The 18,143-nt window shown below is 45.1% G+C and carries 15 protein-coding genes; 9 read left to right on the top strand and 6 right to left on the bottom strand.

From position 1 onward, the window contains the following. Positions 1–116 precede the first annotated feature (116 nt). From AC6I8Y_RS22805 to AC6I8Y_RS22795, 3 genes are all read left to right on the top strand, one after another. Positions 117–1,109: a zinc transporter ZntB gene (locus AC6I8Y_RS22805; protein WP_394149735.1), complete on the top strand. Its 993-nt coding sequence runs from the start codon at positions 117–119 to the stop codon at positions 1,107–1,109. Positions 1,110–1,190: 81 nt separating this feature from the next. Beyond that, positions 1,191–1,718, top strand: coding sequence for a TetR/AcrR family transcriptional regulator (locus AC6I8Y_RS22800; protein ID WP_394149734.1), 528 nt, complete (start codon positions 1,191–1,193; stop codon positions 1,716–1,718). A gap of 14 nt (positions 1,719–1,732) precedes the next feature. Further along, positions 1,733–2,779, top strand: coding sequence for an alcohol dehydrogenase family protein (locus AC6I8Y_RS22795; protein WP_394149732.1), 1,047 nt, complete (start codon positions 1,733–1,735; stop codon positions 2,777–2,779). A 65-nt stretch (positions 2,780–2,844) separates the two neighbouring features. Here the strand turns inward: AC6I8Y_RS22795 and lpdA are convergent, their stop codons facing one another. Beyond that, the gene (gene lpdA / locus AC6I8Y_RS22790; protein ID WP_498021809.1) at positions 2,845–4,254 is read right to left on the bottom strand and encodes a dihydrolipoyl dehydrogenase; all 1,410 of its coding nucleotides are present in this window, start codon (positions 4,252–4,254) and stop codon (positions 2,845–2,847) included. 194 nt (positions 4,255–4,448) lie between these two features. Here lpdA and AC6I8Y_RS22785 point away from each other — a divergent pair, with 194 nt between their 5' ends. Beyond that, the gene (locus AC6I8Y_RS22785) at positions 4,449–4,811 is read left to right on the top strand and encodes a hypothetical protein (RefSeq protein WP_394149730.1); all 363 of its coding nucleotides are present in this window, start codon (positions 4,449–4,451) and stop codon (positions 4,809–4,811) included. On the opposite strand, the gene AC6I8Y_RS22780 is transcribed toward AC6I8Y_RS22785, so the two are convergent. Continuing rightward, positions 4,774–5,991 carry an MFS transporter gene (locus tag AC6I8Y_RS22780; protein WP_394149729.1) on the bottom strand — a complete coding sequence of 406 codons (1,218 nt, stop codon included), beginning with the start codon at positions 5,989–5,991 and terminating at the stop codon, positions 4,774–4,776. The genes AC6I8Y_RS22785 and AC6I8Y_RS22780 overlap by 38 nt on opposite strands. Before the next feature lie 95 nt (positions 5,992–6,086). On the opposite strand from AC6I8Y_RS22780, the gene soxR reads away from it, so the two are divergent. Next, positions 6,087–6,521 carry a redox-sensitive transcriptional activator SoxR gene (gene soxR / locus AC6I8Y_RS22775; RefSeq protein ID WP_128648144.1) on the top strand — a complete coding sequence of 145 codons (435 nt, stop codon included), beginning with the start codon at positions 6,087–6,089 and terminating at the stop codon, positions 6,519–6,521. 28 nt (positions 6,522–6,549) lie between these two features. Here soxR and AC6I8Y_RS22770 read toward each other — a convergent pair whose 3' ends face one another. The 4 genes from AC6I8Y_RS22770 to AC6I8Y_RS22755 form a co-directional block, all read right to left on the bottom strand. Continuing rightward, complete coding sequence (locus tag AC6I8Y_RS22770; RefSeq protein WP_498021808.1) at positions 6,550–8,223, bottom strand: flagellar assembly protein A; 1,674 nt, start codon at positions 8,221–8,223, stop codon at positions 6,550–6,552. A gap of 297 nt (positions 8,224–8,520) precedes the next feature. Continuing rightward, positions 8,521–10,596, bottom strand: coding sequence for a tRNA(Met) cytidine acetyltransferase TmcA domain-containing protein (locus tag AC6I8Y_RS22765; RefSeq protein ID WP_394149727.1), 2,076 nt, complete (start codon positions 10,594–10,596; stop codon positions 8,521–8,523). A gap of 90 nt (positions 10,597–10,686) precedes the next feature. Continuing rightward, positions 10,687–11,658 (bottom strand): ParB/RepB/Spo0J family partition protein, encoded by a 972-nt coding sequence (locus AC6I8Y_RS22760; protein WP_394149725.1) that lies wholly within the window; start codon positions 11,656–11,658, stop codon positions 10,687–10,689. Positions 11,659–11,666: 8 nt separating this feature from the next. Then, positions 11,667–12,884 carry an AAA family ATPase gene (locus AC6I8Y_RS22755; RefSeq protein ID WP_394149724.1) on the bottom strand — a complete coding sequence of 406 codons (1,218 nt, stop codon included), beginning with the start codon at positions 12,882–12,884 and terminating at the stop codon, positions 11,667–11,669. 1,201 nt (positions 12,885–14,085) lie between these two features. Between AC6I8Y_RS22755 and AC6I8Y_RS22750 the strand changes: the two genes are divergently transcribed. The 4 genes from AC6I8Y_RS22750 to AC6I8Y_RS22735 all read left to right on the top strand — a co-directional run bounded on the left by AC6I8Y_RS22750 (position 14,086) and on the right by AC6I8Y_RS22735 (position 17,936). After that, positions 14,086–16,056: a replication initiator protein RctB domain-containing protein gene (locus tag AC6I8Y_RS22750; RefSeq protein WP_394149722.1), complete on the top strand. Its 1,971-nt coding sequence runs from the start codon at positions 14,086–14,088 to the stop codon at positions 16,054–16,056. A gap of 504 nt (positions 16,057–16,560) precedes the next feature. Next, a complete protein-coding gene (locus tag AC6I8Y_RS22745; RefSeq protein ID WP_042474993.1) occupies positions 16,561–16,761 on the top strand; it encodes a PA3496 family putative envelope integrity protein in 201 nt (66 codons plus the stop codon). Positions 16,762–16,925: 164 nt separating this feature from the next. After that, positions 16,926–17,135: a DUF3283 family protein gene (locus tag AC6I8Y_RS22740; RefSeq protein WP_042474997.1), complete on the top strand. Its 210-nt coding sequence runs from the start codon at positions 16,926–16,928 to the stop codon at positions 17,133–17,135. 84 nt (positions 17,136–17,219) lie between these two features. Continuing rightward, complete coding sequence (locus AC6I8Y_RS22735) at positions 17,220–17,936, top strand: YebC/PmpR family DNA-binding transcriptional regulator (protein WP_394149720.1); 717 nt, start codon at positions 17,220–17,222, stop codon at positions 17,934–17,936. Positions 17,937–18,143 lie beyond the last annotated feature (207 nt).

The following is an 18,143-nucleotide window of genomic DNA, read 5'->3' as shown; positions in this document are numbered from 1 at the left end:
ATAACTGGTCGGATGGGTTGCTGCAAGAGGCGTAACCTAATTTTGCTACACTTCACACACATATTGCATTAACATTTTATTATTAACCCAAACAAATCATTAACCAAAGAGTCTCTATGGTTCTAAAAGCTGATAGCGCCTACCCAACTGGTTTAATTCACGCAATCCAACTTGATGGGCAGGGCGGACTAATCCCATGTAATGAAGGGATCAATAAGATCTGGCAAGAGCGAGAGAAGCTTGTTTGGCTGCATTTCGACTACAGTGTCGCCACGACGGTTGACTGGATCACAGCGCATAGTGGTCTCAACGAGATTGCTATTGATGGCTTGACCAGCGAAAGCAGTCGCCCACACATTCTGAAAAGAAAAAACAATGTACTTGCCAACTTTAGGGCTATCAATCTCAATCCAGAGTCCGATCCTGAAGACATGGTCTCACTAAGGATTTGGACTGATGGAACTCGGATACTCAGCACGCGACGTCGTCCGCTAATATCCACCAAAGAAGTACTCGAGTCGCTGGAACGTGGTGAAGGTCCTCAAACAGTTCCAGAGCTGCTCATCAACTGGCTTGACGCCATTACCGCGAAACAAGAAAGCAGTCTTAGCCGGCTAGAAGATCATGCACTTGAGCTCGAAGAAGCGGACTTTACCTCGAGCAACAACGATTATCGAGAGCAAGTCAGCCAATTGCGTAAGGTCTGTATCAAACTTCGCAGACATCTATCTCCCCAAAAAGAGACGTTGAATCAGCTCGCAACCTCTAACTTAGAGTGGCTCAACGAGCTCGACAGTCTCAAGATTAAAGCGCTGCTCGATAGACAGCTGCGCTGCCTTGAGAACATCGAAATGCTACGAGAGCATTCCATTTTGATGATGGATGAGCTAAACGCTATCGACGCGGAGACGCTTAACCGACGTACCTACGTATTCACAATCATCGCTGGGTTATTTCTGCCCCTGGGTTTTTTCACGGGCTTGCTAGGCATCAACGTGGGTGGTATGCCAGGCACAGAAAATCCTTTTGCATTTTGGGTGGTTACCGCTCTGTGCGTCTTGTTTGGTGCAGGCTCTGTGGGATGGGCACTGGCCAAGCGTTGGCTGTAGGGTTTCGATCACCATTGACGACTGTAGAATGATTATTCTACACTATGGGTAGTATAATCATTCTACCTTGTGGTGTTTTCTATGTCGCAACAACAAATCGCAGAGAACCTAGAGCGTGCTTTTTCCAGAAAAGGGTTCGCTGAGCCCAGTGTCGCTGAATTAAAAGCGCTGTCTGGCGTAAGCATGCGCACTCTATACAAATACTTCCCCTCCAAAGAGAGTATGGTCGTTGGCGCATTGGACTATCGTCACCAACGCTATCTCGCGCTACTAGAGCAGTGCGCACAGCACAGTGGCCTAGACGCTACACTTGCAGCGTTTGATGTTCTCGGTAATTGGATGAAAGAACACGCCCCGAAAGGCTGCCTTTCAGTCAATGCTCTGGCCGCCTTTCCTGACAACGCGGACATAAATTCGACAGTTGAAAGGCACAAACAACAGGTTATCGATTTACTTGCCAAATTAAGTGGACGAGATGATCTTTCTCATGCTCTTTTTGTATTGCATGAGGGAACGACAACCGCTTATCCCATTTTAGGTGAATCGGCGATTACCGCTGCCAAAGTAGCCATCACTACTTTATTTACCACTAATTCAACAAGCTACTAAGAAGGAATCCACCTATGAGCACGGTAATGACTGGCGTACAGCTGATTGGTCATGGCGAGCTAGACCAGCTAGACATTCGAAACGATATTCCCGTACCAGCGCCTAAAGCCGATGAAGTTCTGATTAAAGTCAGCGCGGCTGGCGTCAATAACACAGACATCAACACACGTATTGGTTGGTACTCAAAAGGCGACAACGACAGTGAAGATGCAAGCTGGGATGGTAAAGCTCTGGAACTACCACGAATTCAAGGCGCGGATGTATGTGGTCATATTGTTGCAGTAGGTTCGAATGTAGACGCGAGTCGCATCGGCGAACGTGTGCTAATTGATCCATGTCTACGTTATGTCGACGGTCAGAAACTTGAACATTTTTGGTACTTTGGCTCTGAGTGTGATGGCGGATTCGCGGAATATACGACTGTAGACGCTCGCCAAGCTTACAGTGTAAATTCAAGCTACACCGACACTGAGCTTGCGTCATTTCCGTGTTCTTATTCGACCGCAGAGAACATGTTAACGCGCGCTAACGTTGCCGCTGGCGATGTCGTATTAGTAACCGGAGCTTCTGGTGGCGTCGGCTCGGCAGCGATTCAGCTCGCCAAAGCTCGCGGAGCGAAAGTGATTGCCGTTACTAGCGAATCTAAGGCTGCCACCTTGCTTGAGGTCGGTGCTGATAAAACCGTCTCACGTGGTCAAAACTTAGTGGAAGCACTGGGACAAAACAGCGTGAACGTCGTCATTGACCTCGTTGCAGGGCCTCAGTGGCCAGAGCTGCTAGACGTGATGGCGCCAAAAGGACGCTACGCCGTTTCAGGTGCGATCGGTGGACCTATGGTTGAGCTGGATGTTCGTACCTTGTATCTCAAGGATCTTTCTTTCTTCGGTTGTACCGGACTGGAAGACGAAGTGTTCCCGAACCTCATCAGTAGAATTGAAGCTGAAGAGATCAAACCGCTGGTGGGTAAGACATTTGAACTTGCAGAGATTAAACAGGCTCAAATCGAGTTTGTTGAGAAAAACCACATTGGCAAGATTGTTCTGAATGTGAGCGCGAAATAACACGATAGAGGTGAAGCATTCACACTGAAACTCTCGAGGGCGCTTAGGCGCCCTCTTTTCTTTGATTATTTTCTTCTCGCTGGCAGCATATCCGTCATAGAGCCTTCTACGACTTCAGCGGCAAACGCGAACGTCTCCGCGAGTGTCGGGTGTGCATGAACCGTATGAGCAATATCCTTCGCTCGGCCACCTAGTTCAAGCACGGCTGCAGCTTCATGAATCAACTCTCCGGCATTTTCTCCGCAGATACCCGCACCAATAAGAGTGCCTGTGTGTTTGTCGAACAGCGCTTTCGTTACCCCGTTGGTGGCATTAACACTTTGTGCACGTCCACTTACCAACCAAGGCACTTTACCAACACTGTATTCCAGCTCTTGCTCTTTCGCTTCTTTCTCTGTTATCCCTACCCATGCCACTTCAGGGTGGGTATAAGCCACTGAAGGAATCGCAGCTGGAGTGAAGGTGGCATCCAAGCCCGCTATCACCTCGGCTGCTACTTTACCTTCGTGCGTGGCTTTGTGAGCAAGCATAGGACCTTTGACTATGTCACCAATCGCGAAGATGCTTGGCACATTAGACTGCATCTTTTCGTTCACCTCTATAAGTCCCTTCGCATCCGTGGTAACGCCTATGGCTTCAAGACCGAGATTCGATGTGTTTGGCGCGCGACCAACGGCGACAAGCACGGCATCAAATAACGTTGGCTGTGGGGCCTTCTTCCCTTCAAAACTAACTAAAATACCCTCAGCTTCAGCGCTCATCTCTGTGACTAGCGTTTTGGTTAAGACTTGGTAGGTTTTCTTGGTCGTTTTTTGTAGCGGCTGGATAATGTCCTTATCTGCACTCGGAATGATATGATCCTGCGCCTCCACTATGGTGATCTTAGATCCAAGCGCTGCATAGACCTGAGCCATTTCTAGCCCAATAATGCCACCACCAACGATCAGAAGGTTTTCAGGGATCGTCGACACCTCAAGTGCGTCCGTCGAGTCCCAAATACGTGGGTCATTGGGTACAATAGGCAGAGGGATCGAGTGTGAGCCAGTAGCGATGATCGCGTGTTTAAACTCAATTTTTTGTTCACTTTCTCCATTCACAACCAGACTGGTGGGAGAAATAAACTGTCCTACTCCCTGAACACGAATCACTTTTCTCGCCTTGGCAAGATTCGCAATACCTTTGGTCAACTCAGCTATCGTCGACTCCTTGTACTCACGCAGCGCGTTTATATCCACCGTCGGCTCACTGAAAGTAATACCCATGGATTGACCGTGTCTTGTTTGCTCAATCAACGACGTAGCATGAAGCAAGGCTTTTGATGGGATACAGCCAACGTTGACGCAGACACCACCTAAGGTCTCTCTGCTCTCAACAATGCATACCGAGAGCCCTAAATCGGCTGCTCGAAAAGCTGCGGTATAACCGCCGGGTCCACCACCGAGTACGGCAACATCTACGTTGATAGAATCCGTCATGCTATCTCTCCTTCTATATCTGGCTGGATTTGCGAGTATTTTGCAAAGCGAACCCCAGTATAGACTGGTTAAATGTCTGAGCAGTGTTAATTTTTGTCGGTAAGTGACCTAGGTTTCAAACTTCCCTTTATCTGTCATAAATAGCGGTTAGTATTAGCGCTCTTGCAAAAAACAAATGATTCACGCTACCCAACATGCGAAATAAAGCACTACTCACTATTCTGGCACTGTCTCTTTCTGGTTGTTCCTCTTATCAAATGAACCAGTTAGGATTTCGTTCGTCTCCTGTTAATGTATACCCAAACTACATGAACACTATCGAACTTTGTGAGGTCGCAAATGGGTATCGTCCGACTAATCAAACCATGGTAGCAGTCAGCAGCGAGCAATCAAAACGCAGTCTTACTCATGACCGTTGTGACGACCTAGTCAAAGAGCTCTACTTCAGCCGTTTCATCAAAAGCATTACCATCACGCGTCCAGAAAAAACAGAGGAGCCAGTGCCAACACCACTTCCCGCTAAACCGCTCCCTCACCCTGTAGTTCAGCCTCAATAGGACGATAAGCCAGCACGTTCGCTCGCTTCAACATCCACATAGCAAGCGTCGCCGCTATCATGACCAAGGCAGCAACGGCAAATCCTACTTCTATGAGCTGGTAGTGTGCTAGGTAGGCAATCAATATGTAGCTACCGCTCTGTGCCGCTGTTGTAAATAGTTTCATACCGCCGTCCACTCGTCCCCTGACTGAGTTATCGACGTCATGATGTAGCTTGTTTACCCTCGCAATTCGGTTCGTCGCGTTAAACAATCCCATAAACAGTGCAATAACAACGATGGATAAGGGAGAGAGCGTCATTGCCATTATGGCGAGCAGCAAACACATCATCACCATACTCGCCAGCATCAATTTTTCGTGTCTCACACGCTTCATCACTTTAACAATCGCTAAGCCACATAGCATCGCACCTACACCATAGTTTATCTGCCACCAGGCAAACCACTCGCCCGATACCAAGTTCTCTGATAGATAAATGGGCACTAACTTCGACAAGTACGTCATCATTGGGTAACTCAAGCACGATAAGGCAATAAACAAAAAGAACAGTGGTGATTGACTGAATATTCGCTTCGACTCTCCCAATTGCTGGTGGAAACGGACAACGTTCGCCGTTTTTCTCGAAGTCTGATGCTGAATCGCCATAAAACACAGTAAGGCTAAAGCTGTGAGTGCACTTGTGAGTATTGCGAAGCGATCAATTGTCCAGACTTCCAATAACCACACGCCCATACCTCCGGCACTCAGTGTGGTGATCTGCATGACAATTTCTTGCTGGCTCGATACTCGACCATATTCACTCGGCTTGTATAGCTCCTGAGTAAATGCCCCGTTAGTTGACCACGCTAAATCACTAGCTAGCCAAAATACCAACAAACACGAAGCGAGGATCCAGATATTTACTCCAACAAACCAACTAACTACGACAACGCTGATGGCTGATAGCATTTGGATTAGCTGAGAAACAGCCAAAATATGTTTACGAGAGTAACGATCAATTGCGGTTGCGAAGAACGGAGTAAACATAAAAGAGAGCAGCGTACAGACTAAAGTCACGACGGCGAGAAATGTGCCGTTATTCCCTTCACTTAATATGGACCAAGGCAATGCCATGAGCATCATTCCCGATGCAATTCCATCAAACATCAATCCTGATAAATGTAACCTTCTATTGTGCATTGTCGCTTCTCCCTGTTCCTGTGACTGAAATCAAGGATAAAAGCTCAACTTAACTTGAGGTCAAGCTATAATTAGAAGAAAAATAAGGAGAAGTTATGGAACTTTCAGTTGGCCAGGTCGCCAAACGTGCAGAGGTTGCGGTCTCCGCACTGCATTTCTATGAGCAAAAAGGGATGATTACCAGTTGGCGTAATCAAGGCAATCAGCGTCGCTATGACAGTTCTGTGTTACGACGAGTCGCTGTTATCAAAACTGGACAACAACTAGGACTGAGTTTAGAAGAGATCAAACACGCCCTATCTAGTTTGCCTCTCAATCGAGCGCCTTCGCAAGAAGAGTGGGAACAAATGGGTAAAAACTGGAAAGAGATTCTGGATCACAAAATTTGGCTAATGACCAAACTCAGAGATGAGCTAGGAGAATGCATTGGCTGCGGCTGTTTGTCGATGTCGCGCTGTCGTTTACGTAATCCACAAGACACGCTTGCAGACACACTCGGAAATGGCGCGACCTTATGGAAATCTGAATAGACGCTGTACGAGTCCCATTTAAAACGACTTAAACTAAAATGTCCTCTTCTTTGAGTTTAGGCGCGAACGTAATAATTTGTTTGTTGTAACTGAAGGTCGCAGGCCCGTGTGTAGACTTAGTCGTGACTTTTTCGTCATCAAACTGAACTGTGACCCTAGTATGCGTTTGAACTAAAGACTCGACCGTATTAAGTTCTAGTTTGGCGTACAGTTCGAGTTCGATACGCTCTTTCTCTTCATTAAGTTTATCTATCGCTTCAGTGTCAGCGCTGTTTAATGCTGCAAGTTCAGCGTTCTGCTCTGCTGTGCGTGATGACTTCGGAATCTTCTTCAACTCAATCTCACGACGAATCGACACCATTTTTTGTTCTTGAAGAGCCGTATATCGAGATTGTAGCTCCTCAAACTTTTCAGCATAGTGTTTGTAGTTTGCGAACGCCTCAATATAAGTGGCCGTATCACCCTCAACACCAAGTTGGTTACAGATAACTTTGCCACCGACCTTAGCTTCACCACCGCTAAGCGTACCTTGTTTCTTGTTTCCACCGGTGACCAACAGATCACCGCTACAAGCGATGTCGTTATTCAAACTATGTACAGTAAACTGAACGTCCCCACGCGCCTTGATGGTGGCAAACTGCGCGTAGTTTGCAACAACATCACCACCAGACTCTATGTGGCAAGACTTGGGTTCGCCATCATCTACATTATGCCCAATGATGCCTTTTGCAATGGTTATATCGCCCTTCGCTTTAAGAGAAGCAGATTCGACGAAACCGCCGACAGTGATTGCCCCCGTCGCGGTCACTTCCATATTAGGTTCAACGTTTCCAGATATAACAACACTACCTTTGAACTTGATGTGTCCAGTGGAAATATCAACTTTACTCAAACAAAGTGCTTCATCCATTTCAACGCCTGATGCTTTAATAACAGGCATTCCTGACATGGTAGAGAGTAACGTATTAGGATTGTCTGGCGAAAAGCGGGTTCCGGCACCCGGCTTTAATGGCAAATCTTTCACTGGACGAGGTGGAATAATAGCCCCCGTGACGGTGTATCCATTCTCACCTGGTTTAGCTGGAATGCGGCGCATCACTTGTTCGTTCTCACCAACAGTGACTACAGCCCCGAGATCTCGCATATCTACCTTGCCATTTGCTCCTGAAGCTTGAGGCTTCAATACCCTATCTTTAGGGTCGGCAACCAACGGAATAAACTGAGCATCTTTGCCCTCTTTTGGTCGCTTGCCTATTGCTACAGGCTGCGTGTAGCTTTCGCCACTTTTAAGTTGCTGACTCAACAGCAGCACCTTCTTCAGTGCTTTCTTATTAATGCCTTTTACGACACGAGCCTGAGTTAGCGCAGAAATGATATCCGTTGGCGTCAAAGCATCACCACCATAAGCACCTTCAACCTTGATACTTGCCAACATATCTTGCTCACTGAGTATGACCTCAGCCGTTGCATTTTTCACTTGAGCAAGTGTTAGCCCTGAAAAAGCGTCGCCTTTAGCGGCTTGGGCAGATTTGATAAATTGAATGACCGAAGTCTCATCGACAAAGAATGCTTCTGCATTTAACTCTTTTAATGCATTTCCTAGCAATGCGACTTCCAAAGCCAACCCCTGCTCATACTCTTTTGGTAACTGAGCAAAGACTTGTTTTTGATCTGATGAAAGGCTGAGTACACTTTTCCACATGATTGACGATCATTTCCTTATGCGATTTCACGCTCGCATACAGAATGCGAATGTGATCATGCTTCAATAACTATCAATTATATTAATGAAGTCTCACTACTGAGACTACATGAGTTTTCTAAAACTACGGGGGCGCTCACGGTAATTAGTTCAATAGTTTGAACGTCGTAGGAGAAACATTGTTCGGTATGTCCAGCAGTCATCAACAAGGTCTTGTCGATTTACACTGTAAAAATAGAGAGGCAATTTACACTGTAAAAGCATAGGCAGCTTTACAGTGTAAATCAGGGAAAGAGACTATTTACACTGTAAACGTTCAATGAGCTGTTTTAGTTGTTGACGAAAAGCCTGCTCTGTTTGTTTTCTTCCAGTAAAGCCAAAGTGCTTTGCAGCCTGCTCCCAATCCCATTCTTGAGCTATGACGGCCACTACTAGCAAAGGAAGCTGCTCATTTATCTCTTGCTCATTGCATTGAAGCAGTGGCAACAGAAACGGGCGAACTGTGTTGAAGGCATTACCACCCTCTGTGTAGTTAATGACGAGAGGATGGATGCACGCAGCTTCTTCATGGTTGATAGACTGAGATAGCAACAAACCCGCCAACTCTGGAGAAAGCGCTTTTGCCGATGAACGAAGCCAGAAAGGCAACGACTGCCGATAGAGGTCAAAAGCCTGCTCATACCATTCATTGCTTTGGTCTGAAATTGGAGAAATAAATGTCGCGCTATAGGTACCGCTCGCCTTGTCTCGTGAGCTACCTAAACGAACAGCAGAAAAATGGTTTTGACTCCAGAACTGAACAAGCTCATTCGTCGCACCAAATGTTGTTGCTAAGTAATCAACCTCTCTGCATAGGCTTTCGCGTAATCGGGTCAACATTGAACTACCAATACCTTGCCCCTGCAAAAGTGGGTGCACCGCTATTCGCATCACTCGAGCACAGCTTTGTAGTGCAGGAGCTTCCAACGCCAAATGGTTGCACAGCTCTACCGGTACGAGGTGACCTGCGGGACGAGACTTTCCTAGATAGATACGTTCAATGAGCTCACCTTCCAACTGCCCTTCTCTATTCACAAGCACGCTACCAACCACCAAATCTCGATGTTTAATAGTGTACAAACTCATGTTGGGGTTATTGAGCAACAGCATTAAGTCATTTGGAGAGGTTTGGTAATGAGCATTCACCAACAAAGCAAATGCACTCGACAATGTGGCTACCTCTTGCATTACCTTGTCTTTATTCAGTAGCTCCCAGTGAAGTTCTGTCTCATGAATACGTTCGCCAGACAATGCATCTGGCAATTCGCTCAACTCGGCATTCAACAAAAACGTCTCTTTTGACCAATGTTCTAATGGGTCGTCGACATTCCAGCGAATAGGTTGACTCAAATGGAGAGTACGAGAACCTTTTCTGTTCTCCAATAGCCAAGGTAGAAACTTCAGACTGAACCCACGACCACAACCTTCATAACCATAAATGGTGGTACTTATCACTAGACGATGGTAGCAGTCGACAATCTGTTTAAGCATAGGAATGGGAATGGCCGCCGCTTCATCGACAAACAACAAATCACAACTTGGTAGCGTGTTTAGCAGCTCATCAGGTGCAATAAAGTTAAGCAATACTGTCGAGCTATCGATATCGGACTTTTCTAACTCAGATTCAAAATGAGAAATGGCAGAAGCTACAGCGGCTTTGTTTGGTGCGGTAATAATTACGTCTAATGGTCTTATCGATGCAAGTCTCGCTGCAGCGATACCCAACGCACTGCTTTTACCTCGCCCTCTATCGGCGGTCATGACAAATGGACGTTTACGATGTCCTGTCAGGACTTGTTGAATATGGTCAATTGCGAGTTCTTGCTCAATATAAAGATTGGTTTTAGTGCCAGACTCAGCTTCTTCGGTACTCCAATACTCTGAGCTATTCTTCATATCAGCACTGTCTTGCTCGATGACGGGCAGTTTTTGTAATGCTGATTGCAACCAAGTGTTCGCTGATAAATCGCCGCTTATTAAGATGATTAGCAAACCACCGCCGACCAGCGTCCCAACCGCGGCATTAAAACTGTTGGCATCGAAGTCACTATCACAGTCGACAATGAGTAACTTAGAATCTCGGCCAAGAATACGCTTGCCTTGATTCGCCGGAAGACATGTGAAACCATCAATTGAATGCTTTCCTATGTAGAAGCAGGACTCTGATTCAAGATTAGTATTACTGACTAAAGTGGACACTAAGCTATTTTGCCAACTCCCCTCTCCTCTCAAGACGACAGTCGCGCGGTGGTTAAGGGAGTCGGCAATATGACGTTGGCTAACTATCGCGCTCAACTGCGACTCTAGCAAAGATGTATTCGATTGGTTTGGCATAAACGCATCATAGTGGAAGACTTATACCAATATTAACATAAAAAAATACCCCGCTGATGCGAGGTATTTGCTATGCGAAACGTGCAATGTTTATTGCATTTTGTCTTTCAAGAACTCGAGAATTTCTTCCATCGTCTTGTCATCAACCTTTTTAAGATTGATCGCCAGATTTGGACCTTTTCTCGTGTAGCTAGCGCGCCCTTTCACCAAGTCAATCTTGCTAACTTTTGCGCGCTTAGGTGGTGCGAGTTCATGCATCCAAGCCTCAAGAGTTTCAGAGACTTCTTTGGTAATCCGTGCGACCCCCTGCGCTTGGCTATTCTGCCAAACGTAGCCTTCTGAATCCTGGCAACGTTCAATGAGTTTTACTTGGTTATCCTTGTCTAGCTCGCAGAACTGCTTGTGAAGACGAACAATGGTTGGACGCCCTAAGTCACTCACGTTTGGGTAAGCTTGTAATAGTGGTAACGGCAGATCTGCCGCTTTCAAAGCGCCACTGACTAACGCTTCACTGCACTGGAACATCTTAGCTAACGCCTTTTGGTCTTCGGCTTCACCACTTTCTAATTTAGCCAGCATCTCTTTGCCTTTCTCGTAAAGAGACAGTGGCTTATGCGCATTTGCTACGTCAGACAAGAACTTGGCATGTTCTGAGTTGATGTTTTCCGCAACGTAAATCAAAAACTCTTTTTGCGCTAGGATACACGACATACGACGACGACTACCATCAAGAACCTCGATAGTACCATCAGCCTGACGACGACCAACTGCTGGGTATTGTTGTCCCTTTTCACGAAGCGTAGCCAAAACATCCGATAGAGCGTGCTCGTTCAAAAAAGATTGCTCACGCGCGTTCTCTTGAAAAACAAACGTCTTAGATTCAACCTGGTTAGCAGGAATACGAACCAGTTCAAACGACACAAGCTCTTCGCCCGCTACAGAAAGTTCAATAACCTGAGCCTGTTCTTTCGCTGCAGTTTGCGCTTCTTGAGGTGTGGTCGCGCGTCGTTTGTTGGCTTTGCCAAACAGTTTTGCATTTAGTTCTGAAGTTTTAATTGCCATTTGTCACGTTACCCTTGATTCAGTGAAGACCAGTTGCTGTGCAGTACTCGTTCTAACTCTAGTGCACTTTTTTGAACAGCGTCTTGAGCAACAGCCAAAGTTTTCTTGCCACCTTCGAAATCAGATGCGGTTAAATCGAAAACAGTACTGTAGGTATCAGCACAGGTTTCGAAAGCACGGCTTCGTGGAATCGTCGCCATCATCACCTGATCACCAAGGAGGTAGTTCATTTCCGTCAATACAGAGACTTGCTTTTTGTTGTCGTCTTCAAACATCGTTGGCATCAGTCGAACGAACTCAAGACCTTTCCAATCTTCAGGGAACATCTCATAAACAGTCGGCAAATGTTGGAAGAAGTTAACCGTTGATGCCCAGTCAAGACGCTTTGCTGCACACGGAATAAGTAGTGCATTTGAAGCGTACATTGCATTCCAAACCAATGGGTCAACGTGAGGACCTGTATCTATCATGATGACGTCAAAGTCATCGGCAATTTTGTCGATTAGCTTCTCTTTTAATAGCTTAACAATATCAAGAGATTGGTTTTGAGACAGGTTTTGCCACGCTTCAGCGTTGAACATCGCATCTTCAGGGAATGCAGACACCGTCTTCAAATTCGGGTACTGGGTTGGTAGTAGGACGTTATGACGTAAGAAATCGATGTCGATATCGGTCCCTTCAGGCACGTTTTCTAGCATAACATCAACCGCAGAATAAATGTTCTCGTGATCCGCGACACTAATTTGTGGGTTTAAGAACAAACGAAGTGACCCCTGAGGATCTAGGTCGATAAGACAAATGCGGTAGCGTTTATCTAGATTGAGTGCCAAACAAGCTGCAAGATGTACCGCACTCATTGACTTACCTGTACCGCCTTTCTGGTTTTGTACGTTGATAATCCACGGCTTATTGTTAGCGCTCTGCTTGCGTTCATGAAACTTAGGCACACCTGCAGCATCCATTAGCATGTGGGCTTCTTGAAGAGAAATAGAATAATGGTTGGCATTGTTTTTAGTAAACTGATGCCCCCCCTCTTCCATTTTACTGATTGCATCATCCAATTTTCGGCGAGTAAGTCCTGATCGTGTTTCCATCATGGCTTTTGACATCGCGGGGAAGTGGTCATCACTACGTTCTTCCAATACGATTTCAATACGATCAGCTTGAACTTGCTGAGTTTGCTCAGCAAGCTGGTAGAGATTATCTATTGTTTGTTCTCTTTTCATACCTAGTTCCAACCAAGTAACCTATTTATTTATGTACAGCAATATCGTACATTCTCACAAAAAAGCTGTCCATACATCTACTGAGATTATTTGCATTAATTTGACCAATATCTAGCTCTATGATGAATATTTGCGCAAAGTGTTTTCAAAAAGCACCAATTTCTATGCTTATAACTTACTACTTTAAAAGTGTTACCGCGTCACTCATTTACAATGTAAAGTTAACTATTCCCGGAACGATACTGAAAGACGGATAAATTACGGATAGTGTGACTTTGATTCATCCCAATGACCGATATATCTCTATTTAAACGCGGCCACCTTGGATTCAACTTTCAACTTTGCAAGCAATTCACCTACTCAGGAACGATGATCAAGGAAACACCATGATCATTGTTTCGGGACCAACGGTGATTGTGAAAGCATGATCAAGGTTCATAGCTATTAACCGGCAAGCTAAACTTGAGTGCACTTCAGATCAAAACTCTCGGAACAATGATCAAGAGACAAAACCTTCCGGAAGCATGTAAATATCTAGCTAAATTACGGCTCAAGTCCCACGAATACTGGGATCAAAGCGGATTTAAGTATCAAACCGCTGCAGAGCGATTCACATTGGCGAAAAAGGGCAGGTTTCTTGATCATCGTTCCGCCTGTTTGTAAAAGAGCGCCAGTGGACGTATTTTCCTTGCGACAAAAACCTATAGCAAAAACATGACTTTTTCTTGTTCTAAATGACGAAATCATAAGCAAAATGAGTTACCTTGATCATGCTTTCGTGGAAAATGACGCCTATCTTGCTGAGAGGTAAGGCATGATACACACAGCTTTTCTACTTTTTCTGTGGATAACTTGTATCTAATTCTTGATCATCGATCCGCAGCAATGATGATCACGCTTTCTATACCGTCATGATCATTCATTCGATAGCCTTTGATCATGCTTTCAAAAAATGATGATCATCGTTTCGTTAATGCTATGATCATCCTTCCGAAGTGCGCTCTTATCAATATTTTATATATCAAATACTTACAAGAAGAAAATTTTCCAGATCATATGATCACTTAATCATTTAAGATCAGTTTAATCATTAAGATCAGTTTTTTATCTAACAATATAAATAGCGCTTTATTTATGATCTAAATTTCATTACTCTATGGAACAATGTCGATTTTACGGATAGTGTGATCTAGATCCAACCATGAGCAGTGAAGAAAAAATCCAGATCCGATCCCCTAGGGATCACAAAGGCGGACACCTTTTTGAAGTGACGGAAACATCCGTTGATTGGATAGAACAATATCAGCACTTTAAAGGGGTAACCAAAAGCATTCTTGAGCTTTTGAATCTTATTTCACTGCGTGGTTTCAGTTCTAAAGACGGCTATGTATCAACAACCGAGTTAATTGATGCTACCGATGGAAAATTGACTCGAGCGGCCATTCAGCAACGCTTAAGAGCCGCAGTCAATATCGGACTATTTAGCCAGCACGGTGTCAAATTTGAAGAGGGATTAGCGGGAAAGACGATGCTGCATCGCTTTGTTAACCCGAATCAACTTGTGTCCGTTTTGGGCGCTACGAGTTTGGTCACCGAATCGGTGAAACAATCTGAAAAACAGAAGAAATCTAAAGCGTTAGCTCAAACTCAAGTGAACAAACGTTTGCTAAACGAACATGGTTTGTATACGCCACCAGCCATGCGTGACGAAGCAGACCAGTTCGTGGTATCGCCAACAAACTGGGCTGGTATTATCGACCAAGCGCTTGCACCACCTCGCACTCGCAAGAGTTACCAAAAATCCATGGTATCGATCTCAGGGACGAAAGCCGTTATTGAAACTCGCTCGTCAAAAAATATTATGACGGTCGATGATCTGATGACGCTGTTCGCGTTATTTACCCTAACGGTCCAATACCACGATCATCATCATGAAGAGTATCATTTGGACGCCAAACAGGTGCCCAATAAGACACCTTTGTATATCACAGACATACTGTCTCTGCGTGGCAAGAAGGACAGTGGCCCGGCTCGAGACTCTATTCGTGACAGCATTGATCGAATTGAATTTACAGACTTTCAATTACATGAGCTAACAGGTCGTTGGCTTAGTGAAAATATGCCTGAAGGCTTCAAAAGTGATCGTTTTCGATTTTTAGCAAGAACGATCACCGCCTCAGAAGAAGCGCCTCGTGAAGGTGCTGATGGTGAGATCAAGATCAAACCCAATCTCTACATTTTGGTATGGGAGCCATCGTTCTACGAAGAGCTTTTAACAAGAGACTATTTCTTCCTGTTCCCACCAGAGATCCTAAAACAGCATACCTTGGTCTTCCAGTTGTACTCGTACTTCCGTAGCCGAATGGCTCGTCGTCACACAGATTCTTTGCTGTTGTCTGATCTTAATCAGAAGCTAGCGAGAAATATCGAGTGGCGCCGTTTTTCGATGGATCTATTGCGTGAACTTAAAAACCTGGCTGAGAGCGTGACGTCTCCGACTCAATTCGATGTCAATCTTTGGGGTTATCATCTGACATTGAACTGTATGGACCCTGATGCCAAGTTACCTGACTATCAAGTTGATATCCGTTGTGACGTTGAAGAGGTACTGCGCTACTCTCGCGCCAGAACGACCAATGCAGGTAAACGCAATATGGCGCCTACTCTACCGAACCCACTGCGCAACGAGCTGGTCACACGCAAACAACTGGATGAACTGTCGACGATCATTGATGGCGAGTTTGAGCCGATCCAGCGTAAAGCGCCTTCCCCACGTGGGAATTTGGGACGTCGAGTGAAGCAAAGAAAGCACTTGGTTGAGATCAATGCTGACGAAATTACCATTACGTTATCCAAATATACCTCACCAGAGGCCCTAGAACGCGGTATAACGGCGTTGTCTGCTATGACAGGGCATTCTGTTGCATCTATCAAACAAGAGTGTTCTGAGCTCATGGAGAAGCTCGATTGGCTTCGTGTTGATGGCGATGTCATTCCTTATGAGGTTCTAAGTCAGGTCGTTGAGCTGTATAACTCTCGACAAGAAAACAAACACCTGTCTATTGAACGTCTCATTTCCGCGCTAGCAGTGCGTAAGAAGGTGTGTAAGCAAGTCTATGAGGGCCATATTGATGAGTCAGTGTTCCGTGTACTTGATGAGGTGTCCGTTTAGTGACTGACACGCTCTGTAATATCTTTTTACATAGCATGCGGGGATTTGTTGGTATTAACACATAACGCTGACAGTCCACTGACATAATAGCCAGGTTCGCTGGCTATTATTTATCCCGAATAGACAACCTTTTGTCCTTTCTAATGAAATAAGTAGATTGGCTCATATTGTTACATTCATTCTGATATATTTTTTGGCGAGTTCTTTTGGACTCGCTTTTTTTTGTCAAAAATTCGTCGATATGAATGCATACGCATTTGGCTGTAAGCCAATGTTGATAAGGGAAAGAGAGAGAAAAGTAGATCTCGATCAAGTTACTTTTTCGAGGCGGAATCCCCTAAATGTAATGCCACAAAAATCGAATTTCAAAGTTTATAAACTCCTTCCCGAGACTTCTGTTTAGAATTTCCATCCCAATCACATTCTGACTCAGTTTTTCTTAACAACAATTTTGTCGTTTGCTACAGATTAGGTGTCCAGACATGGTTCTTTCAGGAGGTAACAATGTCCATTAATTCAATCGACCATGACCAAATGACATCCATTACAAACAAGTGGGATCACTCTGAAGAGATACAAGAGGAAACCCGTCCTGCTAAACAAGCTAAATCAGCGGAAGCAAGACGTCGCATTGAAGCATTACGTGAAATCAGAGAAAGTGGTCTAACCCTCGAAGAAGCAAAAGAGTTGGGGTTAATTCACTAATCAGCGATACGCTGAGATGGAGTAAACAGTAGGGTGGCGTATGCCACCCTTAGTATTTTTGCGCCTTGTACATCCTTCCGAAGCCGACAGCGGCTTTCATTTGAGTTTGAGACTCTAACGGTGATATATTCGGTAGCCTTGCCAACACTAACCGATAAAGAACCATGTCATACAATCTTTCATTGCTTCCCCCTTCAGAAAAAAACAAGGTAGAGCTAGATAAACAGGCTTCCTTTGTCGTTTGGCAAATGAGGGAAGCGAAAGCCGGTCCAGAAGCGATTCGCGAGCAGCTAGAACGAATCCAAGATGAGACTGAGAAGGCATGGTTTGAAGCGTGTGTCGACAAATACAAGAAGATGATGGGCGTGATGTAACAGTCCCATCGTGGCTTAGAATTGAATTGTGGCGACGATTTGCTAAAATCCTCCGCGTTAAATTGAATTAGAGAGAACATCCCAATGGGAAGAAGTTTTGAAGTGCGCAAAGCCTCGATGGCGAAGACACAAGGCGCAAAAATTAAAGTTTATTCCAAGTACGGTAAAGAGATTTACGTTGCTGCTAAAAACGGTGGTGCCGATCCTGAAATGAACTTATCGCTTAAGCACTTGATTGCTAAAGCAAAGAAAGATCAAGTTCCAGCACACGTTATCGATAAAGCGCTAGACAAAGCAAGTGGCGGCGGCGGTGAAGATTACCAGCCAGCACGCTACGAAGGCTTTGGTCCTGGTGGTGTTAGCGTGATCGTTGACTGTCTAACAGACAACGGCAACCGTACGTTCCAAGATGTTCGTCAATGCTTTGTTAAAACAGGCGCGAAAATTGGTAGCCCAGGCACCGTTGCGCACATGTTTGATCACCAAGCGGTATTCCAGTTCAAGGGTGAAGACGAAGAGTCAGTACTTGAAGCGCTAATGATGGCAGACGTTGATGTTACTGATATTGAGCTTGAAGACGGCGTAATTACAGTGTTCGCACCTAACACTGAGTTCTTCAAAGCGAAAACAGCGTTAAACGCAGAGTACCCAGATTTAACGCTAGACGTTGAAGAAATCACCTTCGTACCACAGACACATACGGCGATTGCTGGTGAAGATTCTGAGAAGTTTCAGAAGTTCCTAGACATGCTTGATGACTGTGATGATGTACAACAGGTCTATCACAACGCAGAGCAATAATTAGGTTTCACCCCTAATGAATGATTAATAAAGAGCCAACGTATGTTGGCTCTTTTTGGTATCGCTATCTTGGTCAAATTTCCCAGCATCTCCCCTCTACCGAATGTGTTGTTGCTAACACTTTTATCAACTTCTTCTGCACCATGCGCAAGAAATTTCTTACTGTACTAATAGTCAGACAATAGGCTAATAAAGCGGAAAGCTACC

This window comes from Vibrio sp. KUL78 (assembly GCF_059725505.1).
This window is presented reverse-complemented; position numbering and strand designations above follow the sequence as displayed.